Here is a 23,912-nt window from a genome sequence, read left to right on the forward strand (position 1 = left end):
GTGTTGCCGTCCGCCAGTCGACGGACAAAGAGTTCAAAGTTAATGGATTGGCGCACTTACCGGAATACCGCCCGGCATCGATTACGCTCCAACCAGCCGCGGGTTCATGCCCAGCAGTTCGCGCGCCAGGCGGGAGTCCAGCGCCATCTGCGCCTTGAGCGGTTCCAGCCCGTCGAACTTCTGCTCGTCGCGCAGCTTGGCGACGAACTCGACGGCCATACGCTGTCCATACAAGTCGCCGTCGAAATCGAACAGGTGCACCTCAAGCAGCGGCTCACTGACCTGGTTCACGGTGGGCCGTACGCCCAGACTGGCCACGCCCGGCCAGCTGCACTCGCCCTCGCCCAGCCCGACGCGCACCGCGAAGATGCCATGCACCGGGCTTACCCGCTGCTGCAGGTGGATGTTGGCGGTGGGATAGCCCAGCGTTCGGCCCAGCTGATTGCCGTACTCCACCTTGCCGTCGATCACGAACGGGCGGCCGAGCAGCGGCTCCGCACCGGAAAACTCGCCGGCAGCCAGCAGTGCGCGCACCCGGCTGGCCGAAACGCGGGCACCGTCCAGTTGTACCGGCGGCATCGTGCAGGCGGTGAAGCCGAGCTTCGTCCCCATGCTCTCCAGCAACGCGACATCACCGGAGCGCTTGTGGCCGAAATGGAAATCGCCGCCCACCCACACTTCGCGCACGGCCAGCCGCTCGACCAGCACACGGCTCACGAAGTCCTCGGCCGACATCATCGTCAACGCCTGATTGAAGCGCAGCAGCAGGGTGTGCTCGATGCCCGCCGCCGCGAAGCCGCGCAGCTTTTCGCGCACGCTGGACAGCCGCGGCAACGGTTCGGCTGAAAAGAAGGCCCGCGGCAAGGGTTCGAAACTCACCACCACCGGGCTGCAATCCAGCACGTGAGCACGTTCGCACACCTGCGTCAGCAGCGCCTGATGCCCGCGATGCAGGCCATCGAATGCACCGACCGCAATCACGCTGCCGCGCGGCGTCAGGCAAGCGCCCGCGACATCCCTGGAAAGTCTCATCATTGCGTGAGTATAACGGGCACAACGGCGACGTTAAGGCCGCATTGATGATGAACGCCGTGCTGATCGACATGCCGCGAACCGACTGAGAACCCTTGGACATACTCATTACTGTTGAGCAGAAGCTGCCAACGGAACATGCCGGAAGAGTTCATTGCAAACCCGCCACGTCCGATATCCAGGAAGACTGGTCGGCTGTTCCCGTTTCACGGACTGGACGCGCAAACCTTCAGCCGCCTGTCGGCAGGATGGCCGTCCGAATGTGCGAGAATATGCGTGTCATGGCCGCCACGATCACCTGTGTTCCAGATACATGCGGCAAGCTGGCGCCTAAATGATTGACGCAGCGGCAAATCGGCCGCATAATTGGCGTCTTTTTCCAACCTCAACACTGCATTCCGGAGTTCTACCTTGGCCAACATCAAGTCCGCGAAGAAGCGCGCGCGCCAGTCCGAGCAGCGCCGCCTGCGCAACATCAGCGCCCGCTCCATGGTCCGCACCGCCCTGAAGAAGGTCGTCAAGGCCATCGAGGCCAAGGACAAGGCAGGCGCCATCGCCGCATTCACCGTCGCCCAGCCGGTGATGGATCGCTACGCCGCCCGCGGCCTGATCCACAAGAACAAGGCCGCCCGTCACAAGAGCCGCCTCAACGCGAAGATCCGCGAACTGGCGTAAGCCGGCTGCGCGATTCGAGTTGCACGAAAAAGCCGGCGCAAGCCGGCTTTTTCGTGTCTACCTGCAGCTTGGGAGAGGTATGCCCCTCATCCGCTACGAACACGAGGGGTACTCCCTCCCCTGCAAGCAGGGGAGGGCTGTGACCGAAGGAAATCCCTTCTTGGGTGGGAGGGGGCGCTCTTCGCCACAAAGTCAAAAGCCCCCTCCCAACCTCCCCCTGCGACCGAAGGAAGTCCCTTTACGGGGTACAGAGGGGGAGCAGAGGCCGGACACCGGCCGGTGTCGTCACTGTCGCGAGCGGAATTCCAGTGGCATCGGCTGTACCCGTGCCGCCGCCGGTGGCTTCGGGCCGCAGGCACCACAGGTGCTGCAACCGTCGCTGCAATTGCCGGTAGCTTGCTTCGGCTGCAGGCGCTGCCCGAAAGCACGCACCCATGCGACACGGCCGGAACGGCTGAAATGGATCGAAGCCGCCGCCAGCCAGCGGTTGGTGAGCTGAGGCGCCAGCTTGCGGAACACGATCAGCGCACTGGCCAGCACGATCAGGCCGATCACTGCGTATTGCACCAGCAGGCTCGTGCTCATGTCAGCATCCTCGTCACCTGGTAGACGATGAACGACGCGGCGTAAGCCATGCCGAACATGTAGCCGAACGAGATCGCCACATTGCGCCAGGAATTGGTCTCGCGGCGGATCACCGCCAGCGTGGACATGCATTGTGGTGCATACGCAAACCACACCAGCAGCGACAGCGCGCTGGCCAGTGAGATCTGCCCCGCCAGCGCATGACCCAACCCGCCGGCCGCCTCACCGCCCACCAGATAGACCGTGGCCAGCGCCGCCACCGCGGTCTCGCGCGCGGCGAAGGCCGGAATCAGCGCCAGGCTGATCTGCCAGTTGAAGCCGATCGGCGCAAAGATGTATTGCAGACCACGCCCGATGTAACCGGCGAAGCTGTAGTTGATGGCAGGCCCGGTCGCCCCTGCCGGCGGCGACGGGAACGTGGAGATGAACCACATCAGCACGGTCAGCCCCAGGATCACGCCGGTCAGGCGCTTCAGGAAAATCGCACCGCGCTCGTACAGACCGATCGCCACGTCGCGCAGCTTGGGCATCCGGTACGACGGCAATTCCATCAGCAAGGCATGTTCACTCTTGTCGCGGCGGACGCGCTTCATCACCCAGCCCACCGCCATCGCGCCGAGGATGCCCACCAGGTACAGCGAAAACAGCACGATGCCCTGCAGATTGAACACGCCGAACACGTAACGGATCGGAATGAAGGCGCCGATCAACAGCGCATACACCGGCAGACGCGCCGAGCAGGTCATCAGCGGCGCAATCAGGATGGTGGCCAGACGGTCGCGCGGGTCCTGGATACTGCGTGTGCCCATGATGCCGGGGATCGCGCAGGCAAAGCTCGACAACAGCGGGATGAACGAGCGCCCGGTCAGCCCCACCGACAGCATCAGGCGATCGAGCAGGAAGGCCGCACGCGGCAGATAGCCGGACTCCTCCAGCGTGAGGATGAACAGGAACAGCACCAGGATTTCCGGCAGGAAGCCAAGCACGGTGCCGAGGCCGCCGAACAGGCCGTTGGCGACCAGGCTCTGCAGCGGCCCGGCCGGCATCAGCGCGGCGACATGCTCCCCGAGCCAGCCGAAGCCGCCGCCGATCAGGTCGCTCATCGGCTTGCCCGCGGCATACACCGCCTGGAACACCAGGAACATCACTGCCGCAAGGATCGCCAGACCAAACACCGGGTGCAGCGCCCAGCGATCGAGTGCATCGTCGATCTCGGCGGTGGCACGCGGCATCGTCACGGTTGCGGTCAGCAATTCACGCACCTGCGCGTGCAGATCAGTGCGACTGTCAGCATCATCCGGCTGCACCGGCGCAGCCGTCGGCATCTCGCCATCAACCCGCTCGATCAGCGCCTGCGCACCGCCACGCTTCACCGCGACGGTTTCCACCACCGGCACGCCGAGGCGCCGCTGCAACTCCGGCACGTCAATCACGATGCCGCGGCGACGTGCGGTATCCATCATGTTCAGCGCCAGCACCACCGGCCGCCCCAGGCGCTTGACCTCGAGCACGAAGCGCAGGTGCAGGCGCAGGTTGGTGGCGTCGGCCACGCAGATGATCAGGTCCGGCGCCGCCTCGCCCGGGTAATTGCCTTCCAGCACGTCGCGGGTGATCTGCTCGTCGGGACTGGCCGCATCGAAGCTGTAGGTACCCGGCAGGTCAAGGATCTGCAGGACCCTGCCGGACGGCGCGGTGAAACGACCTTCCTTGCGCTCGACGGTGACGCCGGCATAGTTCGCCACCTTCTGCCGGCCGCCGGTGAGCTGGTTGAACAACGCGGTCTTGCCGCAGTTCGGGTTGCCGACCAGGGCAATGCGCAGGGTCGACGCGCTCATGCCGCCTCCTGTCGCACGGTGACGCGCTGCGCTTCGCTGCGGCGCAGCGCAAACCGGGTCGAACCGATCTGGATCAGCAGCGGATCGGCGCCCAGCGGGCCGACCGCGACCACGCGCACCGGCTCGCCGTCGACAAAACCCAGATCGCGCAGGCGCTGCGCGATCGGATCGGCCGCATGCGCATCGTGCACGCGGTCAACCACGGCGGGAGCACCTTTGGGCAATTCGGACAGACGCACGGGCGGCTTCACAAATAAGAATTGTTCGCATTATAGACCTAATATCCACCTGCTGCATCCGCCCTGCCCTGACCCTGGTCGACACAGCCGGCCGTGATCTCCCCGTGTTGAAGTCCTCTGGTGTGGCGGCGGTTTATCATGGCGCTCTTTGCAGGGACGACCGATGACCCACTCCATTCTGAGCGAACGCCGCGGCGCCATTGCCTGGCTCACCCTGAATCGTCCGCAGATCCACAACGCGTTTGACGATGTACTGATCGCCGAGCTCACGCAGGCACTCATGCAGGTCGACGCCGATCCTGCCGTGCATGCCGTAGTGCTGAGTGGCGCCGGGGCCAGTTTCTCGGCCGGTGCCGACCTGAACTGGATGCGCGGCATGGCGGCAGCCAGCGAACACGAGAACCGTGACGACTCGCTGCGCCTGGCGAAGCTGATGCGCACCCTGCAGTTCCTGTCCAAGCCGACCCTCGCCCGCGTCAATGGCGCCGCCTATGGCGGTGGCATCGGCCTGGTCGCCTGCTGCGACATCGCGATTGGCGTCGATACCGCCAGGTTCGCACTGTCGGAAGTGAAGCTGGGGTTGGTGCCAGCCGTGATCTCGCCCTACGTGATCGCTGCCATCGGCCTGCGCGAAGCGCGCCGGCTGTTCGTCACCGGTGACGTATTCGATGCTGCCACGGCGGCACGCATCGGCCTGCTGCATGCGGTCGTGCCAGCTACCGGACTGGATGAAGCCATCGAGGGTCAACTGGAGCTGTTGGCCAAGGCCGGCCCGCAGGCCCGGCGCGAAGCCAAGCGACTGGTGCTGCGCATGGGCGGCGTCGACCTTGTACAGGCTGAGCGCATCGACCAGACCAATGCCGAACTGATCGCCCGTCTGCGCGTCTCGGCAGAGGGTCAGCAAGGGCTCGGCGCATTCCTCGACAAGCGCGTGCCTGCCTGGATAGACAGCGCGACATCATAGGTCGCCGGCGTCTCTGCGGATTTTTGCAGGCTGATAACCGATCAAGATGCGCAGCACCATGCTGCGTTGCGCATCGGCTGCAACATGGCGATCTGCTAGTTTCACTGACTTTGCACCCATACAAATCGTCTTCAGGAACACTGCATGTTCGAGCGCGTACTGATTGCCAACCGTGGCGAGATCGCCTGCCGCGTGATCCGCACCTGCCGTCGGCTCGGCATCCACACCATCGCGGTGTATTCCGAAGCCGATCGCGACGCTCAGCACGTGCGCTTGGCTGACGAGGCGTGGCCGATCGGCGGGCCGCGTCCAGCTGATTCGTACCTGCGCGGCGATGTCATTCTCGAGGTGGCAAAGAAGTCCGCTGCACAGGCGATCCATCCCGGTTACGGCTTCCTCTCCGAGAACACCGGCTTTGCCCGCGCCTGCGCGAATGCCGGCATCGTCTTTATTGGCCCGCGCCCGGAGAGCATCGACGCGATGGGTTCCAAGGCCGCTGCCAAGGGGCTGATGGAACAGCACACGGTACCGCTGGTACCCGGTTATCACGGTGAGAACCAGGACACGACGCATCTTGCCGAGCAGGCCGACAGGACCGGTTATCCGCTGATGATCAAGGCCGCAGCCGGTGGTGGCGGCAAGGGCATGCGCATCGTGCGCAGCGCAGCGGAATTTGCCGACGCGCTCGCCTCCGCCCAGCGCGAGGCCGCCAGTTCGTTCGGCGATACGCGGGTGATCCTGGAACGCTACGTCGAGCATCCGCGACATATCGAGTTCCAGGTGTTCGGCGACACCCACGGCCATGTGATCCACCTCAACGAGCGCGAATGCTCGGCGCAACGCCGCTACCAGAAAGTATTGGAGGAAACCCCTTCGCCGTTCCTCGACGACACTCGCCGCAAGGCGATGGGTGAAGCGGCCGTCGCGGCGGCGAAAGCGGTCGACTACGTCGGTGCCGGCACGGTGGAATTCATCGTGGCGCAGAGCGGCGAGTTCTTCTTCATGGAGATGAACACGCGCCTGCAGGTCGAGCACCCGGTTACCGAGCTGACGCTGGGGCTGGACTTGGTCGAATGGCAGCTGCGCGTCGCCGCCGGCCAGCCGCTGCCACTGCGCCAGGAGCAAGTCCACGCACATGGTCACGCGATCGAGGTGCGCCTGTATGCGGAAGACCCGGACCAGAACTTCCTGCCCGGCTCCGGCAAACTGCAAACACTTCGATTGCCTGCACCGTCGTCACATGTCCGCCTCGACGGCGGCGTGATCGAAGGCGACACGGTGACGATCTTCTACGACCCGATGATCGCCAAGCTGATCGTGTTCGACGTCACCCGCGAGCAAGCCTTGCAGCGGCTGCGCGAGGCGTTGGCCGCCAGCGAGATCGTCGGACCGAAGTCGAACATCGGGTTTCTCGAACGTCTCGTCCGCCATCCGGCCGTAGTCGAAGGCCGCATCGACACCGGCTATCTCGATCGCCACCTGGAAGAATTCCTGGTCGGCGAGGTGGTGCCGACGAATCAGGTGCTGTTCGCCGCGGCCACTGCCGCCCTGCTCCATGACGAGCTGAGCATCAACACCACCGCGGCCGACCCGCACTCACCCTGGGCGCGCGCCGACGCCTGGCGCATCGGCCACGCCGGCAAGCGAATCATCGCGTTGACCTTGCGCGAACAGCGTTACGACATCGAGGCACATGGCCATGACGACAGCTATCAGCTACGCCATGGCGAGGCGGTTTGCGAGGTGCGCGGTGCGCGTCTGCTCGACGACAATCTGAGCGCCCGCTTCGATGGTGAATCGCTACGCGTGCCGCTGCGCACCGATGCCGCCCACGTACTGCTGCATGATGCGCATGGTCAGCGCTACAGCTTCGCTCGTGCCGCGGCATTCGCCTGGGAATCGAAGGACGCCGCCGGCGGTAACCAGATCATCGCGCCGATGCCCGGCCGTATCGTGCTGGTCAAGACCAAGGCAGGCGACATCGTCGAGCAAGGCCAGGAACTGCTGGTGATGGAAGCGATGAAGATGGAACTGGCCTTGAAGGCGCCTCGTGCAGGCACCATCGAGAGCATCAACGCCACGCAGGGCGAATTCGTCGAGGCCGATGCCGTGCTGGTGCGTTTCGCCGACACCTGATTTTAACCGCCGTCATTCCGGCGAAAGCCGGAATCCAGTGACTCCGCAAGGCCACAAAGACGCTGGATCCCGGCTTTCGCCGGGATGACGACACTTCTCCCGGAGTCACGCATGAACGCTTCCAACCACGTCCGCATCGTCGAAGTCGGCGCCCGCGACGGCCTGCAGAACGAGAAGACACTGCTGCCGGCTGATGTGAAGATCGCGTTGATCGATCGGCTCTCCTCCACCGGCCTCACCACCATCGAAGCGACCAGTTTCGTCAGCCCCAAGTGGGTGCCGCAACTGGCCGATGCCGCCGAAGTCTTCGCGGGCATCCGCAAGGTGCCCGGCGTGAGTTACCCGGTACTGGTGCCGAACCTGCAGGGCTATCAGCGTGCGCGCGAAGTCGGCGCCACCGAGATCGCGGTGTTCACCGCCGCCTCGGAAGCCTTCAGCCGCAAGAACACGAATGCCTCGATCGGCGAATCGATCGAGCGTTTCATCCCGGTGATCGAACAGGCGCAGGCCGACGAGGTCAAGGTGCGCGGCTACGTCTCCACCGTGCTCGGCTGCCCGTATCAGGGCGACGTGCCGGTCGGCGATGTGGTGCGCGTCGCCAGGCGCCTGTACGAACTGGGCTGCTACGAGATCTCGCTGGGCGACACCATCGGCGTCGGCACGCCGGCGAAGGCGCGCGCGATGCTGCATGCGGTCGCACAGGAGGTGCCGATCGGTGCGCTCGCCGTGCATTTTCACGACACCTACGGCCAGGCGCTGGCAAACATCCTCGCCTGCCTGGAAGAAGGTGCGCGCGTGGTCGACAGCTCGGTCTCCGGCACCGGCGGCTGCCCGTATGCAAAGGGCGCCACCGGCAACGTCGCCAGCGAGGACGTGGTCTACATGCTGCATGGCATGGGCATGAGCACCGGCATCGACCTCGACCTGCTGGTCGCCACCGGCGCATGGCTGGCCGGGCAGCTGCACAAGGACACCGCCAGCCGGGTCACCCGCGCGCGCACCGCGGCGGCCTGAACGTCTCGCGGAAACCCGTACGCGGTCGCTATCATCGGGTTTCGACTGACGGGGTGAAGCGATGCATGCAAACCTGACGACATGGTGGCGGCATGCAGCGGCGCTGTTCCTGGTGTTGTGTGCGCTACCCACGCTGGCCGCCACGCCAAAAGGCGACTGGCTGCTGCTGCCCGAGCGCGTGTGGACCGGCGATGGCGATGCCGCGCATCGCGGTTGGGCAGTGCTGGTGCACGACGGCGTGATCGCAGCGGCAGGTCCCGTCGGATCGGTGCATGCACCCACCGGCACGCAGCGTATCGAGCTGCCCGGCACCACGCTTACACCCGGCCTGATCGACCTGCACTCACACCTGTTCCTGCATCCGTATAACGAAACGCTGTGGAACGATCAGGTGCTGACCGAGCCGCAGGACTACCGCACGCTGGAAGCCGCCGCGCACGCGAAGTCCACCCTGCTGGCCGGCTTCACCACCTTGCGCGACCTGGGTACCGAAGGCGCCGGCTATGCCGACGTGTCGGTGAAGCGCGCGATCACGGAAGGACTGATTCCTGGCCCACGCCTGTTCGTGGCGACCCGTGCGATCGTCGCTACCGCCAGTTATGGTCCCGGCCCGCGCGGCTTCCGCCCGGACATCGACCTGCCCAGTGGTGCGCAGGAAGTCAGCGGCGTCGACGCCGCGATGGCGGCGGTGCGCGAACAGGCAGCACGCGGTGCCGACTGGATCAAGATCTACGGCGACTATCGCGTCGGCCCCGACGGCAGCACCGCGCCCACCTTCACGCCGGCGGAACTGAAAGCGCTGGTCGATACCGCGCACCAGATCGGCCGTCCAGTCGCCGTACATGCGGCCAGTGATGCCGGCGTGCGCATGGCGGTCGAGGCAGGTGTGGACAGTGTGGAGCACGGCTACGGCGCCAGCGAGGCGACCTTCAAATTGATCAAGCAGCACGGCACCGCCTACGAGCCGACGCTTACGGCGGTCGAGTCCACCGCTGAATATTTCGAGCATTATGTGCCGGGCAAGAGCAAGCCGACGGCGCGCATGCGCGAGGCTGAACGTGCGTTCCGCACCGCTTTGAAGCTCGGTGTGACGATCGGCAACGGCAGCGACGTTGGCGTATTCGCGCATGGCGAGAACTGGCGCGAGCCCGCCGCAATGGTGGCCGATGGCATGACGCCGGCGCAAGCACTGCATGCAGCCACCGACGTGGCGGCGAAGATCCTGCGCCAGTCGCAGCATTTCGGCCGCATTGCACCGGGCCTGGCTGCCGACCTCGCAGCGTTCACCGGCGATCCCAGCACGCAGATCGACGACCTCGCGCATCCCGTCTTCGTGATGAAGGATGGCATCTCCTACCGCAGCCCAGCAGCCACGCCATGAACGAGACGTTCCATATCCGCCCGATCGAGCCGCGCGACAACTCGGCGATGGCCGCGATCATCCGCAGCGTGATGCCCGAGTTCGGTGCCGACGGCCCCGGCTTCGCGATCCACGATGCCGAGGTGGACACCATGTATGAAGCTTATACGCGGCCACGATCCAGCTACTTCGTGGTCGAGCGCGACGGCGTGGTGATCGGCGGTGGCGGCATCGCGCCACTGGAAAACGCCGAGCCGGACGTGTGCGAACTGCGCAAGATGTATTTCCTGCCGCAGGCGCGCGGCATCGGTGCCGGCAGCGCGATGATGCAACGTTGCCTGGACGCGGCGCGCACGCATGGCTTCCGGCGCTGCTATCTGGAAACGCTGACCGGCATGGATGCTGCACAAGCGTTGTACGCGCGCAGCGGCTTCACGCCATTGTGCACGCCGATGGGTGGCACCGGCCATTTCAGCTGCGACCGTTTCTTTATCCGCGACCTGTGAGCAAGCCATGAGCAGCCACGATCCACACATCGATGCCTATATTGCCAAATCGGCCGAGTTCGCCCGACCGATCCTCGAACACCTCCGCGCAGTGGTGCATGCCGCCTGCCCCGAAGTTGAGGAAAGCATGAAATGGAGCATGCCGTTCTTCAGCTGCAACGGTGCGCCGATGTGCATGATGGCTGCGTTCAAGCAGCATTGCGGCTTTGGCTTCTGGCTGTCCAGGCAAGTCGTCGGCAGCACGGCCGAAGACGGCATGGGCCAGTTCGGCAAGCTCGCCACGCTGAAGGATCTGCCGTCCAAAAAGGAACTCACTGCTTACATCAAGAAAGCGATGGCGTTGAACGAAGCCGGCGTGAGACTGGCGCGCCCGAAAGCCACCGCGAAGCCAGCGCCGACCTTGCCGGATGATCTTGCCGCCCTGCTCGCACAGAAGAAACACGCGGCCGCGCGCAAGACCTATGCAGGCTTCAGCCCCAGCGCGCAGCGCGAATACGTCGACTGGATCGGCGAGGCGAAGACCGACACCACCCGCCAGAAGCGCATAGCCACCACGCTGGAATGGCTGGCCGAAGGCAAACCGCGGAACTGGAAATACCTGACATGCTGAAGGCTGGCTTCCGATGATCCGCATTGCCCGCGACGAAGACGCCACCTCTATCCATGCGATCTATGCGCCCTCGATCACCGATGGCGTGGCCACGTTCGAGACCGAACTGCCAAGTATCGCTGCGATGGGCGAGCGCATCCGCACCCGGCTGCAGCATTACCCCTGGCTGGTATGGGAAGAAGGCGGTGAGGTGCTGGCCTATGCCTATGCCGGTCGCTTTCGCGAGCGCGCGGCCTACGACTGGATTGCCGAAACCTCGATTTACGTTCGCGGCGATGCACATCGCCGCGGTATCGCGCGCCGGCTCTATGGCACGCTGCTGGACGTGATGCGTCTGCAGGGCATGACCCAGGCCGTTGGCGTGATAACGCTGCCCGGTACCGTCAGCGTAGCGATGCACGAAACGATGGGTTTCTCTGCGGCTGGCGTATGGCGCCAGTGCGGCTACAAGCTGGGGCAATGGTGGGACGTGGGCGTTTGGCAAAAGGAGTTGCAGGCACCACCTGCGATGCCGGTACCGGTCATTTCATTTCCGCAATTAAGGAATTCGCCGGAGCTGCGTGCCCTGCTGTCCTGACAAGCCACACGGCGGTACAAAAAAACCCCGCCAGTGATGGCGGGGCTTTGGCTAACGGACAACCGCGGACTACTCGCTCAATGATGCAGGAGCAGGTCAGCGATGATGCCGGTGCTGATCGCGACCAGCAGGAAATCACCGTTGTCGCTGCGCACCCAGTGATAGCCGCGCGGTGGCGGACGCAGACGCTCATGGCGCCAGTCGCTCACGACGTATTCGCGGCCACGGTAGTCGGATGGCATGCGCCCACCCCTCTTGTACCAGCCCTCATGCTGACCACGGTCATGCATGCCGTGATACTGATCGTGACCATGATCACGGTGGTCGTTGCCGTAGTCCTGCGCCAGCAACGGTGCGCTCAACACTGCAAGGGCACCACAGATAACGAGCGTCCCTAATGCTTTCTTCATATCGCTCTCCTGATTGATGGCAAGGTTCTGCCGAACTGCCTGCCGCTATGGCAGTAGAGCCACACACCTGTTTTACGCTTCAAGCCACATCCACAACCACATGGCTCATCGTGGATGATTGCCGCGTAACGTTCAATGACAGATAAATGTTCCACCATGAGCCGGTTGCGTTCAGCCGATGGTCGTCGCGGTGCGTGTGTTCCGTATACAAAGACAGGCCCACCTTGCGGTGGACCTGTCACCCGCGTTCGCCGTGATGGCGAGCGCGGCTGTGGATCAATGCTGCCCGGCGATGATGCTCGCGATCACACCGGTCGTGATGGCAACCAGGATGAAATCGCCGTTGTCACTGCGCACGTAGTGATAACCGCGCGGCGGCGCACGCAGGTGCTCGCTCTGCCAGTCGGTCACGGCATAGGAGCCACCACGATACTCGGTCGGCATATGACCGCCCTTCTTGTACCAGCCTTCACTATGGCCGCGCTCGGACATGCTGCGATGGCTCTGGTCCTGATGATCCTGACCCACCGGTTGAGCGGCTACCACGGCCGAGGCTGACATCATCAATGCACCGCAGATCAACCACGTACCCAATTGCTTCTTCATAAAGACACTCCGTTCGGTGATGGCATAAAGCCTTGAGAAGCCGTGTTGCTCCGGGATTTCCATAAACTGCCTGGCGTTGCCGCCTGGGCTGAGGAGCCCGGGGCATCGCCGCCCTGCCTGCAACATCACCGCTCAACCCCCAAGATCGCGTGAAGATTCCGGTGAATGGCCTTCACGTTTGGCCATCAGCCCCTTCGTGGTCGCCATGCCTCTCGGTTACCATTCATGTTTCAGGTATCCATAGAGACCCCCATGCAGCTCAATCAGGTCAAGGCAATCATCACCGGCGGCGCCTCCGGTCTCGGCCATGCGGTAGCACAGCATCTGGTCGCGAACGGCGGCAAGGTCGCGCTGTTCGACGTCAACGAGGAGAAGGGTCAGGCTGCCGCGAAGGAACTGGGCGATACCGCCTGTTTCTTTCGCACCGATGTCACTTCCGAGGACGGCGTGGTCACGAATGTGGCCGCCGCACATGCAGCGATGGGCGGCCTCAACGTGGTGATGAACTGCGCCGGCATCCTCGGCGCCGGTCGCGTGCTGGGCAAGGACGGCGCGATGCCGCTGAACACCTTCGCCGCCACCGTGATGGTGAACCTGGTCGGCAGCTTCAACGTGGCCAAGGCCGGTGCCGCGCTGATGCAGGGCAACGAGGCCGGTGAGGACGGCGAGCGCGGCGTGATCATCAACACCGCCAGCGTCGCCGCCTACGAAGGCCAGATCGGCCAGGCCGCCTACTCCGCTTCCAAGGGCGGCGTGGTCGGCATGACCCTGCCGATGGCGCGCGAGCTTGCGCGTTTCGGCATTCGCGTGGCCACGATCGCCCCCGGCATCTTCTGGACCCCGATGGTCGACAGCATGTCCCCGCAGGTGCAGGAGTCGTTGTCCGCGTCGATCCCGTTCCCGTCACGCCTGGGCAAACCGGATGAGTTCGCCTCGACCGTCGCCTTCATCCTCGGCAACCGCTATGTCAACGGCGAGACTATCCGTCTCGATGGCGCCGTGCGGCTGCAGCCGAAGTAATCTTCCCGATTCCAACCTCACTCCATACGAATCCATCGCATGAAAGCTTCCGACGTCAAGAAAGGCAACGTGGTCGAACACGACGGCACCGTCTACCAGGTGCGCGACATCGAGCGCAGCTCGCCGAGCGCGCGTGGCGGCAACGTCACCTTCCGCTTCACCCTGTATTCGATCCCCGGCGGTCGCAAGTTCGACCTCAGCCTGCGCGCCGACGACGAATTGCGGGAAATGGACCTGGTGCGCCGCGCGGCGAACTTCTCGTACATGGATGACGGCGCGTTCGTGTTCATGGACGCCGAGGATTACACCCAGTACCTGCTCTCGCCCGAACTGGTCGGCGACAACGCCGGCTACATCGTCGAAGGCATCGAGGGCTATTACGTGCAGGTGATCGACGAGGCACCGGTCGGCCTGCAGGTGCCGAGCAGCGTGATCCTGACCGTGGTCGACACCGCACCGGAAATGAAGGGCTCCAGCGCCACCAAGCGCAACAAGCCAGCCAGGCTCAATAGCGGCATCGAAGTGCAGGTGCCCGAATACATCAGCAACGACGAGAAGGTCTGGGTGAACACGCTCACCGGTGAATTCGCGGGCAGGGCCTGAGAGCAGGAACGAGTGGATGAGGAGTGAGAAGCGAGAGTGAAAGCGTGAGAGACACGCGGTTTTTGCCATACTCATTTCTTACTCCTCTCTACTCACTTCTCGCCCCATGCCCTCCAGCGGTTATTCGCTAAGCGCCCATGCGCTCGAAAGCCTGACCCAGATCAAGCGGCCGGACGTGCCGTGGCAGGTCGTGTTGCGCAATACCGCCGCCGTGATACTGCCGCTGGGCATCGGGCTGGCTACGGGACATACCGAGGTTGGCCTGGCTATCGGTGCCGGCGCACTGGATACGATGTTTTCCGATCAGCCCGGGCCATATCGCCAGCGCATGCGCCAGTTGCTGCTGGCCTCGCTGGCCGCTGGCCTTGCCTCGCTGTGCGGCTTCCTGATCGGCGGTCAGTTGCTGCCGATGCTGCTGGCCACCGCCGCCTGTGGTTTCTTCGGCGGCCTGCTGGTGGTGTTCGGCACCGATACCGCACGGGTCGGCATGACCAGCATGATCCTGCTGGTGATCACCGCATCCACGCCAACCTCGCTGATCGGCGCACTGAGCGGTGCCGCGCTGATTTTCTCCGGCGGCCTGCTGCTCACCCTGTTCTCGCTGGCAGCATGGCCATGGCAGCGCTATCTGCCCGAACGCCATGCGCTGGCCCATGTCTATGCCGGTCTCGCCACACTGGCGAGGCAGCAGGCGCATGACGATGCCGAGGTCCCGGCGTTGACCGAAGCGATGACTACGTTGCAGCAAACCTTGTTGGGCGAGCATCGTTCCCACGGCCGCGCGATGGAAGCATTCGGTGTACTGCTGGAACTGGCTGAGCGCATCCGGCTGGAGCTCACCGCAATGACCGAGCTGCATGCCAACCCGGCCATCCACATGATGTTCCGCGACGATGCTGCCCGCGTGCTCACGGCGATCGCCGGCGCACTGGAACAAGGCGAATCGCCCGAACAGGCTGCACGTGCTCTGCAAACACTGCAGGCCAGCGAACGTGCCCTGCTCGATGGCAGCACCAGCACGGGTGGTCTTGCCGCGCATATCCACGCCCTCTCCGGCCAGCTGGCAGCAGCGGTGCGCAACGCAGACTGGGCCGGCAGCCGCGGCGAGCTGCGCGCCAGCGCGGCGGAAACCCATCTGCCCAAGGCGCTGCGCAGCAGTTCCGTCTGGGCCACGCTGCGCGCCAGCCTAACCCCGCGATCGGTGGCATTCCGGCACGCCCTGCGCATGGCTGTCTGCCTCAGCGCTGCGCTGTGGATTTCGCGACTGTTGCAGCTGCCGCACGGCTACTGGTTGCCGATGACGGCGGCGATCGTGCTGCGACCGGACTTTGCCGCCACCTTCAATTTCGGCCTGCTGCGCGTGCTCGGCACCGTGCTGGGGCTGGTGCTTACTACGGCATTGCTGCACTTCACGCCGAGCGAGCCTTGGGCGCATCTCATGCTGATGGCCGTGCTGTGCATGGCGTTCCGCTACCTGGCCACGGCGCATTACGGCATCGCGGTGGCCGCACTGACCGGCACCGTGGTGATCCTGCTTTCGTTCGAGGGTGTCGGCTCCAGTGCAGCGGTGATGGATCGTGTGATCAACACCGCGCTTGGCTGCGGCATGGCGCTGCTCGCCTATGTGGCGTGGCCAACCTGGGAGCGCGGTCGGGCACGCGCCGCGCTGGCGGTGATGCTGGATGCCTATGCCAGCTATCTGCACGCACTGGCGCTGCCCGACCAGCGCCATGCCCACCACGAGACACGCAGCGCGGCCCGCACCGCGCGCACCAATGCGCAGGCCTCGATCGACCGGATGCGCACCGAACCGGCCACTCCGCCGGCACTGCTGGCGCTGGCGCGGGCGCTGTTCGCCAACGGCAACCGACTGGCGCGTACCGCAATGACGCTGGAAGCGATGATCGACGATCTCGCCACGCTGCCCCTGCGGGCCGAAGTCGGCCACTTCGTGCAGCAATGCGCCGACGCCGTGCAGACGATCGCCACCGCGTTACGCGAACAACGCAGCATGGATGCCTTGCCCGACCTGCGTACCCGGCAACGCACCCTGATGACCCTGCTGCAGGACAGCGCAGACCGCTCCAGCGCCGAGCTGTTGGGACGACTCAGCGACCGTCTGGTCGACAACGTCAACACGCTTGCCCATGTGGTGAACCGTGCCGGCCAGGAATCCGCTGCCGAAGCTGAAGTTCAGGCTTTGTAGGGTTGCTACTGGCACCCGGCGACGCGACGCCGGCCCGCGGAGGTTTTACACTGCGCGGATGCTCAAGATCGATACCCACGCGCACATCCTGCCCCGCGACTGGCCAAATCTGGCGGCCAAGTACGGCGACGACCGCTTTCCGGTGATGACGCATACCGACGGGCGTCACCGCATCTACAAGGACAGCCGCTTCTTCCGCGAAGTGTGGGATTCGGCGTTCGATCCGCAGACGCGTATCGACGACTACGCCCGCTTCGGCGTCGACGTGCAGGTGATCTCAACCGTGCCGGTGCTGTTCTCGTACTGGGCGCCGGGCCACCAGGCGCTGGAGCTGCACCGCCATCTGAACAACCACATGGCCGGCATCTGCCGCGATTATCCGCGCCACTACGCCGGCATCGGCACGGTGCCGCTGCAGGCACCGGACCTGGCGATCCGCGAGCTGGAACGCTGCATCGACGAGCTCGGCCTGCAGGGTGTGCAGGTTGGCTCGCATTGCGGCGACTGGAACCTGGATGCACCGGAGCTGTTCCCGTTCTTCGAGGCAGCCGCCGATCTCGGCGCCGCGGTGCTGGTGCACCCATGGGACATGATGGGCGCCTCAACCATGCCCAAATACTGGATGCCTTGGCTGGTCGGCATGCCGGCCGAGCAGGCGCGCGCCGCTTGTTGCCTCGCCTTCGGCGGCGTGCTGGAGCGGCTGCCAAAGCTGCGCGTTATGCTGGCACACGGGGGCGGCAGCTTCCCCTCGACCATCGGTCGCATCGAACACGGCTTCAAGATGCGCCCGGATCTGGTGGCCACCGACAACCCGCGCAATCCGCGCGAATACCTCAAACGCTTCTATTTCGACTCCTGCGTGCACGACGATCTGGCGCTGCGCTATCTGCTGGATGTGACGGGCGTCGAGCAGGTGATGCTCGGCACCGACTATCCTTTCCCGCTGGGCGAACAGGAACCCGGCAGCGGCATCGAGGCGCTGGGCCTGAACGACACCGACCGCGCCCGACTGTTTCACGGCACCGCACTGGAATGGCTGGGCCTGCCCAGGCACCGCTTTGCCCCCGACCACACCTCCCTGGAGTCAGCATGAGTTTCCTGCGCAGCACCGCCATCATCGCCACGGCCCTGGCCACCACCCTGCTGCTGGCAGGTCGCGTCCACGCCACCGATGTCAGCATGGCTGACGGCAGTGTCACCTTCAGCACGCCGGACAGCTGGCTGGACATCATGGAAACCCAGGGCGACCCGGAAACACGCGTGTTCCAGGTGCCTGATCCGTCACCTACCGGCAAGACCAGCCTTGCGCGAATTACCGTGACCGTCGCCCAGGCCGCCGACGTGAATGGCTTCAACCAGTACAAGAGCGACGCCACCGCGAAGGCCATGGCACTCCCCGGCTACAAGGCCTCCGCAGTCCCGCCGCAGCCGAACAGCAACTTCTACACCGCGCAGGAAAACGGTGCCGAGTTCAGCTATGTCGAGCATTACTGGTTCAAGAACGGCCATGCCATCCAGCTGCGTTGCGTGCGCCCTTCGCAGAGCCAGGCCGGCGCCAGCTGGAAGGACGAATTCGACAAGGGCTGCAACACCATCGCGGCGCGACTTAAGTAAGCCACAGGCGTCGCTCCCTCCCCTGCGACCAAAGGGAGTCCCTTTTCGGGACACGCAGGGAGAGGAGCCAACACCCCCGAAGAGATCGTCCGATGTCCCCGACCTTTGAAGCCAGCCTCGACTGGGCCCGCGCCCAGGACGCCGCCGACCCGCTACGCGCGTTCCGCGACGAGTTTCTGATCCCGCCACATGAAGGGCGCGACAGTGTGTACTTCTGCGGCAATTCGCTGGGCTTGCAACCGCGCGCGGTGCGCGAGGCGATCAATGCCGAGCTGGACTACTGGGGCGAACTGGCCGTCGAGGGCCACTTCAAGGGCCGTCTGCCCTGGATGGACTACCACGAATTCGTGCGTGACGACCTCGCTGCGGTAGTTGGCGCGCAGCCCGCCGAAGTGGTGGCGATGAATACACTGGGCGTGAACCTGCACCTGATGATGGTGAGCTTCTATCGCCCCACCCCTGAGCGCCACGCGATCCTGATCGAGGCCGGCGCCTTCCCCACCGACCGTTACGCCGTGGAATCGCAGATCCGCTTCCACGGTTTCAGTCCCGCACTTTCGCTGATCGAACTGCACGCCGACGAGCCGAATGGCACGATCTCGATGGCGGCGATCGAACGCGCGCTGGCCGAACATGGTTCGCGCATCGCACTGGTGATGCTGCCCGGCGTGCAGTACCGCACCGGTCAGGCACTCGACCTCAAGGCCATCACCGAACTCGCACACAAATATGGCTGTACGGTAGGCTTCGACCTCGCCCACGCCGTCGGCAACCTGCCACTGCAACTGCACGACACTGGTGCGGATTTCGCGATCTGGTGCAGCTACAAATACCTCAACAGCGGCCCTGGTGCGGTCGGCGGCGCCTTCGTGCACGAACGCCACGCACGTGCACACCTGCCGCGTTTCGCCGGCTGGTGGGGCCACGACAAGACCACCCGTTTCCAGATGGGTCCCGAATTCGTGCCGACAGCTGGCGCCGATGGCTGGCAGCTGTCCAACCCGCCGATCCTCGCGCTGGCACCGCTGCGCATGTCGCTGCAGATCTTCCGTCGCGCCGGCATGCATGCGCTGCGTGAGAAATCACTCAAGCTCACCGGCTATCTCGAATGGCTGGTGCAAACCCAGCTGGCCGATGTGCTGGAAGTGGTGACCCCGACCGATCCGCAACGACGGGGTGCCCAACTGTCGATCCGTGTGACCGGCGGCCGCGCACGCGGCCGTGCCCTGTTCGAATACCTGATGGAGCACGGCATCATCGGCGACTGGCGCGAGCCGGACGTGATCCGTATTTCGCCAGCACCGCTGTACAACCGGTTTGCGGATTGTTTGGTATTTGCTGAGACGGTGCGGGAGTGGAGTCGCGGTTGACTGGCTTGGCATCCTGATCGCATATGCCCGCTTTCGACTGCGGATTCAGTCGGTCATCAACATTACATCCGACTCTGCGGATGCCTTACCTGCCCTTCCCCACGCACAACGAAACGCTCCACCGTGAGCGCCTCGGCCCCCATCGGCCCGTAAGCGTGTAAACGCGTGGTGGAGATGCCGATCTCGGCGCCGAGGCCGAGTTCGCCACCGTCACTGAAGCGCGAAGAGGCATTGACCATTATCACAGCCGAGCGGATTGCCAGCACGAAGCGTTGCGCCGCAGCTTCGTCCGCAGTGGCGATGACTTCGGTATGGTCAGAGCCATGGCGGCGGATATGCTCGATCGCTGCGTCCAGGTCGTCGATCACGCGCACGGCAAGGATCAGGTCGAGGAACTCCGCGGCGTAGTCATCCTCGCTCGCGGCGCTCATCGATGGCACCAAGGCGCGACTGCGCTCGCAACCGCGCAGTTGCACGCCATGTTGCTGCAATGACGCCGCAGCCGCGGGTAGAAACGCAGCCGCGATGTCCTGATGCACCAGCAGCGTCTCCAACGCGTTGCATACGCCGGGGCGTGTGGTCTTGCCGTCGATCAGCAGATTCAGCGCCAGTGCGGGGTCGGCGGCGCGGTCCACATAGAGGTGACAGACGCCCTTGTAATGCTTGATCACCGGCACCCGTGCGTGTTCGGCGACGAAACGGATCAGGCCTTCGCCGCCACGCGGAATGGCCAGATCGACAATGTCGCTTAGCTGCAGCAGCTCGATCATTGTCTCGCGGCGCAGATCCTCGACCAGCGTCAGCGCAGCCGCCGGTACGCCGTGTGCTTCCAGTGCCGATTTCAACGCCGCTGCAATCGCCGTGTTGGAATGGATCGCCTCCGAGCCACCGCGCAGGATCACGCCGTTGCCCGCCATCAGGCACAACGCCGCGGCGTCGGCGGTGACGTTGGGGCGTGCCTCGTAAATCATCACGATGACGCCGAGGGGAATGCGCACGCGTTCGATCGATAATCCGTTCGGCCGTGCCTCGCGGCGTGTCACTACTCCGACCGGATCAGGCAGGTCGGCCACTTCGCGCAACGCGTTGGCGATGCTGGTCACCCGCGTCTCGTCCAGCCGCAGGCGATCGAGCATGGCGCCCTGCACGCCATTCACCGCAGCTTGCTGCATGTCGCGCACGTTCGCGACCAGTACCGCAGCGCACTGCGCTTCCAGCGCCGCAGCCATGTCGCGCAGCAACGCGCGCTTGGCCTCGCTGGCGAGCGCAGCGATGACTTGCGCAGCATCGCGGCAATCGAGTGCCTGCTGACGGATGCTGCTCATGCGGTTGCCTCCATGTCGCTCACGGTGGCGAGATCATCGCGATGCACTACCTCGGCGCCGTAGCTGTAACCCAGCACGCCCTCGATCTCGCGACTGTGCCGCCCGGCCAGCCGTCGGAGCTCGACAGCACCGTACTGGCAGAGGCCACGGGCGACCGATCGCCCGATCGCATCGACGATCTCCACCAGATCACCGCGATGGAACTCGCCATCAGCACCAAGCACGCCGCCCGGCAGCAGCGAGACACGACCGCCAGCCAGCGCCTGCACAGCACCGGCATCGATGCGGATATGCCCCGGTGCGGCCGGTGCGTGGCGCAACCAATACTTGCGCGCCTGCATGCGGCTACTTGCGGCGGCGATCAGCGTGCCGTGCAAACGATCATGCTGCAGCGCCTGCACGGTTGTGGCGTCACGACCATTGAACAGCGCTGTGGGAATCCCTGCCGCAGCAGCCTTGGCCGCCGCCTCCAGCTTGGTACGCATGCCGCCGGTCCCGACCGTACTGCCGCTGCCGCCAGCCATCGCCAGGATCGATGGCGTCAGCACAGGCACGTAGGTAATCGGGGTGGCCACCGGATCGCGACGCGGATCAGCGCTGTACAGCGCGTCGACGTCGGAAGCGATCAGCAGCAGATCGGCATCGACCAGAGCCGCGACGATCGCCGCGAGATTATCGTTGTCGCCGAGCTTCAGCTCGTCCACCGCCACGGTGTCGTTCTCGTTCACCACCGGCAGCACGCCAAGCGCCAACAGTTCACGCAACGTGGCGCGCGCGTTGAGGTAGCGGCGACGGTTGCGCAGGTCATCATGGGTAAGCAGCACCTGCGCCACCGATCGTGCAGACAGCGATTGCCACAGCCCCATCATCGGCGCCTGCCCCAAGGCGGCCAAGGCCTGTCTGGCGACAAGACCGCCACCATCCGCCGCATGCTGGCGCAGCAAGGCGCGACCCGCGGCCACCGCGCCGGAAGACACCAAAATGACCTGACGGCCATCGGCATGACTGGCGCTGATGAACGCGGCCAGCGCTTCGGCGTAACGTGGCGTGAGGCCACCTCCATCGGCGGCGAGCAGGTTGCTGCCGACTTTCAGCACGGCACGACGCCAGGGCGGCAACACCTGTATGGGCAATCTCACATGCAAGCTCATGCTGCGTCATCCTCAATGCTTGCGCCCTTGAAAGACGCTCAGCGTGCATCCACCGACTTCAACGCTCCGATCTGCGCGTGCCATGACCGGTTATGGGCCCATCAGGGCCTTGTCGATCGCACGTTGTGCCAATGGCGACATCACGGCATAGCCCGTTGGATTGGGATGAATGCCGTCTGCCGAAAAATCCTTTTTCAGCATGTCATGCGGACCAACCAAAGCATCGTAGTAATCCAGATAAATGAAGTGCTCGCGACGGGCATAGGCCTTGATCCAGGCATTCAGTGCCTGAATTTTCTCGGGTGGCCGACCAGCCGTCAGCGGGAGATAGACATCGTTGACCGGCGTGATGGAAGCCAGCACGACCTTGATGCCATTGACGCGCGCGAGTTCCGCCATGGATATGAGGTTGTCCTCGATCATCGGCAGGGAATACGGCCCTTTGTTGTCGGCAATATCGTTCGTACCGGCAAGAATCACGACCACACGAGGCTTCAGCGCAATCACGTCGGCGCGGAACCGGATCAGCATTTGCCCGGTGGTTTGTCCGCTGATACCGCGATTGATGTAGTGCTTTCCCGGAAAGAAATCCCGGCCACGCCAGATGTCGGTGATTGAATCACCCATGAAGACGACACGCTTATCGCCTTTCCCGGGTGGTGGAAGCGCTGCATTTTCCTCACGGTACCTTTCCAGTTGTGGCCAGTCAGCCAACAACTTGTCTTTCTGCGCCGCACTCAACACGAAAGGGTTCGAGGCAGGTCGAGCGGGTGCCGCAACCTGTGCCGCAGCCATGTTGGCAAACAGCAGGAGTACGCATATCCATATGTTCTTTTTCATGTATCGGCAACCCGATAGCTGAGAATAATTGATTGCACCATCACGGATATCGGAAGACGGACAAGGCATTCAATCGGCTCCTGGAGGCAGACTCGCTCGCAAGACATGAGTATTTGCCACACCGACTTGCTCCGCATCACCACGACCAAAATGACGTTTGAGCGCCATGGCCGGCGCCTCGACGAAATGCCATGACAACACGGCGCACCCTACCGTACAGACCGTCGAAGCCAACAGAGCCATCCAGTACGGATGATTAATTCCCATGAGTGAAATGAGAAATTGCTGGATCAAGAAGGCATAAATATAGATTCCGTACGAAAAATCACCATAGCGGCCAAAACCCCGCAAAACCGGTGTCGAAGATGTACCAAACCAGATCACCAGGAACGGCAATAACACGTAGATGGCAGCATATCCGTGGCGCAAGGCGACAAGTGCCACCGCCAATACGCTTAACAAGCCGAACAACAGTAACCGGTGCCGATGCCATTCTTCACGAAAGCCATTCATCAACACTCCGTAACAGAAATAGCTACCGTATTCGCAGCCGAAATCGGGCCGCAAAAATGCCGCACGCGGATTGTGCTGCACATCAAAGATGCCGTAGATATAGATCGCGTAGAGCGCGACTCCAAGCAGCAATGCGACTCGCAGCTTCTTCCGGAGCAGACCGAGAATTCCCGCCACCAGCAAAATGCCGTACCAACGGACCTCGATGGGGATGGTCCACAACGAACCATTCACGACAGAAACGGGATTATGCTCGAACACGCCCGGCAAGACGTATTTTATATTCAAGTAGAATTGCGAGAGATAATCCCACGTCATGGATGAACTGAAATAGGCACGCAGGGACCAGGCTGTAACAGCCGGACCAGCGATAAATACCGCCACGCACGTCACTATCGCCAATCCTGGCCAGATGCGCAAAAAACGCTTGGCGGCAAACCGCAATACATGGGGATCACGATCCCAGCTTTGCGCCACCAGGTAACCGCTTATTGAAAAGAATATCAGCACGCCCAGCGTGCCCAGTGTGATCAACCCGAAAGGCGATGGCTCCGGACGCAGGAACACTGCAAACTGATGTCCGCACAGCACTACGCCAGCTGCCAGCAGACGCACAAAGTCGAAATTGTTCGATCGGGATTGCAGCGTCACTTCACTATGTCCATCTGCCTGTGTTGGGTACTGTGCTGGCAGTATCACTTGCCATTTGATGTACACGAAC

General features: G+C 63.7%; 24 protein-coding genes. 14 read left to right on the forward strand and 10 right to left on the reverse strand.

From position 1 onward, the window contains the following. Positions 1 to 81 precede the first annotated feature (81 nt). Positions 82 to 1,035, reverse strand: coding sequence for a bifunctional riboflavin kinase/FAD synthetase (locus B0E51_RS08440; protein ID WP_077444458.1), 954 nt, complete (start codon positions 1,033 to 1,035; stop codon positions 82 to 84). A gap of 408 nt (positions 1,036 to 1,443) precedes the next feature. Here B0E51_RS08440 and rpsT point away from each other — a divergent pair, with 408 nt between their 5' ends. Continuing rightward, positions 1,444 to 1,707, forward strand: a complete 264-nt coding sequence (rpsT, locus tag B0E51_RS08445; RefSeq protein ID WP_072760571.1) for a 30S ribosomal protein S20 — start codon at positions 1,444 to 1,446, stop codon at positions 1,705 to 1,707. A 285-nt stretch (positions 1,708 to 1,992) separates the two neighbouring features. Here rpsT and B0E51_RS08450 read toward each other — a convergent pair whose 3' ends face one another. From B0E51_RS08450 to B0E51_RS08460, 3 genes are read right to left on the reverse strand one after another with little or no spacing between them, the layout of a single operon-like run. Continuing rightward, positions 1,993 to 2,292, reverse strand: coding sequence for a DUF6587 family protein (locus tag B0E51_RS08450; protein ID WP_077444459.1), 300 nt, complete (start codon positions 2,290 to 2,292; stop codon positions 1,993 to 1,995). Further along, a complete protein-coding gene (locus tag B0E51_RS08455; RefSeq protein ID WP_077444460.1) occupies positions 2,289 to 4,127 on the reverse strand; it encodes a ferrous iron transporter B in 1,839 nt (612 codons plus the stop codon). The genes B0E51_RS08450 and B0E51_RS08455 overlap by 4 nt, the downstream gene beginning before the upstream one ends. Then, complete coding sequence (locus B0E51_RS08460; protein WP_077444712.1) at positions 4,124 to 4,366, reverse strand: FeoA family protein; 243 nt, start codon at positions 4,364 to 4,366, stop codon at positions 4,124 to 4,126. The genes B0E51_RS08455 and B0E51_RS08460 overlap by 4 nt, the downstream gene beginning before the upstream one ends. A gap of 163 nt (positions 4,367 to 4,529) precedes the next feature. Between B0E51_RS08460 and B0E51_RS08465 the strand changes: the two genes are divergently transcribed. The 7 genes from B0E51_RS08465 (at position 4,530) to B0E51_RS08495 (ending at position 11,533) form a co-directional block, all read left to right on the forward strand. Further along, entirely contained in the window at positions 4,530 to 5,330 is an 801-nt protein-coding gene (locus B0E51_RS08465; RefSeq protein WP_077444461.1) for an enoyl-CoA hydratase/isomerase family protein, read from the forward strand. Positions 5,331 to 5,474: 144 nt separating this feature from the next. Next, positions 5,475 to 7,466 carry a biotin carboxylase N-terminal domain-containing protein gene (locus tag B0E51_RS08470; RefSeq protein ID WP_077444462.1) on the forward strand — a complete coding sequence of 664 codons (1,992 nt, stop codon included), beginning with the start codon at positions 5,475 to 5,477 and terminating at the stop codon, positions 7,464 to 7,466. Between the two features lie 111 nt (positions 7,467 to 7,577). Next, positions 7,578 to 8,480 (forward strand): hydroxymethylglutaryl-CoA lyase, encoded by a 903-nt coding sequence (locus B0E51_RS08475; protein ID WP_077444463.1) that lies wholly within the window; start codon positions 7,578 to 7,580, stop codon positions 8,478 to 8,480. 61 nt (positions 8,481 to 8,541) lie between these two features. Beyond that, positions 8,542 to 9,861: an amidohydrolase family protein gene (locus tag B0E51_RS08480; protein ID WP_077444464.1), complete on the forward strand. Its 1,320-nt coding sequence runs from the start codon at positions 8,542 to 8,544 to the stop codon at positions 9,859 to 9,861. After that, entirely contained in the window at positions 9,858 to 10,346 is a 489-nt protein-coding gene (locus tag B0E51_RS08485; protein ID WP_077444465.1) for a GNAT family N-acetyltransferase, read from the forward strand. Before B0E51_RS08480 ends, B0E51_RS08485 begins: the two co-directional genes overlap by 4 nt. A gap of 7 nt (positions 10,347 to 10,353) precedes the next feature. Next, the gene (locus B0E51_RS08490) at positions 10,354 to 10,956 is read left to right on the forward strand and encodes a YdeI/OmpD-associated family protein (RefSeq protein ID WP_077444466.1); all 603 of its coding nucleotides are present in this window, start codon (positions 10,354 to 10,356) and stop codon (positions 10,954 to 10,956) included. Positions 10,957 to 10,969: 13 nt separating this feature from the next. Further along, entirely contained in the window at positions 10,970 to 11,533 is a 564-nt protein-coding gene (locus B0E51_RS08495; protein WP_077444467.1) for a GNAT family N-acetyltransferase, read from the forward strand. A gap of 77 nt (positions 11,534 to 11,610) precedes the next feature. Here the strand turns inward: B0E51_RS08495 and B0E51_RS19820 are convergent, their stop codons facing one another. Together B0E51_RS19820 and B0E51_RS08505 are read right to left on the reverse strand one after the other, a co-directional pair. Then, positions 11,611 to 11,775, reverse strand: a complete 165-nt coding sequence (locus B0E51_RS19820; protein ID WP_256364108.1) for an RcnB family protein — start codon at positions 11,773 to 11,775, stop codon at positions 11,611 to 11,613. A 444-nt stretch (positions 11,776 to 12,219) separates the two neighbouring features. Then, positions 12,220 to 12,549: an RcnB family protein gene (locus tag B0E51_RS08505; protein WP_077444469.1), complete on the reverse strand. Its 330-nt coding sequence runs from the start codon at positions 12,547 to 12,549 to the stop codon at positions 12,220 to 12,222. 252 nt (positions 12,550 to 12,801) lie between these two features. Between B0E51_RS08505 and B0E51_RS08510 the strand changes: the two genes are divergently transcribed. From B0E51_RS08510 to kynU, 6 genes are all read left to right on the forward strand, one after another. Further along, positions 12,802 to 13,569 carry an SDR family NAD(P)-dependent oxidoreductase gene (locus tag B0E51_RS08510; protein ID WP_077444470.1) on the forward strand — a complete coding sequence of 256 codons (768 nt, stop codon included), beginning with the start codon at positions 12,802 to 12,804 and terminating at the stop codon, positions 13,567 to 13,569. Between the two features lie 39 nt (positions 13,570 to 13,608). Further along, a complete protein-coding gene (gene yeiP, locus B0E51_RS08515; RefSeq protein WP_077444471.1) occupies positions 13,609 to 14,172 on the forward strand; it encodes an elongation factor P-like protein YeiP in 564 nt (187 codons plus the stop codon). Between the two features lie 106 nt (positions 14,173 to 14,278). Beyond that, on the forward strand, positions 14,279 to 16,378 hold the full coding sequence (locus B0E51_RS08520) for an FUSC family protein (protein ID WP_077444472.1): 2,100 nt from the start codon (positions 14,279 to 14,281) through the stop codon (positions 16,376 to 16,378). Positions 16,379 to 16,436: 58 nt separating this feature from the next. Beyond that, positions 16,437 to 17,471, forward strand: coding sequence for an amidohydrolase family protein (locus B0E51_RS08525; RefSeq protein ID WP_077444473.1), 1,035 nt, complete (start codon positions 16,437 to 16,439; stop codon positions 17,469 to 17,471). Then, the gene (locus B0E51_RS08530) at positions 17,468 to 17,992 is read left to right on the forward strand and encodes a hypothetical protein (RefSeq protein ID WP_077444474.1); all 525 of its coding nucleotides are present in this window, start codon (positions 17,468 to 17,470) and stop codon (positions 17,990 to 17,992) included. Before B0E51_RS08525 ends, B0E51_RS08530 begins: the two co-directional genes overlap by 4 nt. 92 nt (positions 17,993 to 18,084) lie before the next feature. Then, positions 18,085 to 19,362: a kynureninase gene (gene kynU / locus B0E51_RS08535; RefSeq protein ID WP_077444475.1), complete on the forward strand. Its 1,278-nt coding sequence runs from the start codon at positions 18,085 to 18,087 to the stop codon at positions 19,360 to 19,362. A gap of 62 nt (positions 19,363 to 19,424) precedes the next feature. On the opposite strand, the gene B0E51_RS08540 is transcribed toward kynU, so the two are convergent. The 4 genes from B0E51_RS08540 to B0E51_RS08555 all read right to left on the reverse strand — a co-directional run bounded on the left by B0E51_RS08540 (position 19,425) and on the right by B0E51_RS08555 (position 23,842). Continuing rightward, positions 19,425 to 20,687 (reverse strand): glutamate-5-semialdehyde dehydrogenase, encoded by a 1,263-nt coding sequence (locus B0E51_RS08540; protein WP_077444476.1) that lies wholly within the window; start codon positions 20,685 to 20,687, stop codon positions 19,425 to 19,427. Continuing rightward, positions 20,684 to 21,838 (reverse strand): glutamate 5-kinase, encoded by a 1,155-nt coding sequence (gene proB, locus B0E51_RS08545; protein ID WP_077444477.1) that lies wholly within the window; start codon positions 21,836 to 21,838, stop codon positions 20,684 to 20,686. Before proB ends, B0E51_RS08540 begins: the two co-directional genes overlap by 4 nt. 90 nt (positions 21,839 to 21,928) lie before the next feature. Beyond that, a complete protein-coding gene (locus B0E51_RS08550) occupies positions 21,929 to 22,747 on the reverse strand; it encodes an SGNH/GDSL hydrolase family protein (RefSeq protein WP_254424469.1) in 819 nt (272 codons plus the stop codon). Then, a complete protein-coding gene (locus B0E51_RS08555) occupies positions 22,748 to 23,842 on the reverse strand; it encodes an acyltransferase (protein WP_168172609.1) in 1,095 nt (364 codons plus the stop codon). Between the last annotated feature and the right edge of the window lie 70 nt (positions 23,843 to 23,912).

Origin of the sequence: Rhodanobacter sp. C05, assembly GCF_002001165.1 — a bacterium.
In the GTDB taxonomy this organism is placed as follows: Bacteria; Pseudomonadota; Gammaproteobacteria; order Xanthomonadales; family Rhodanobacteraceae; genus Rhodanobacter.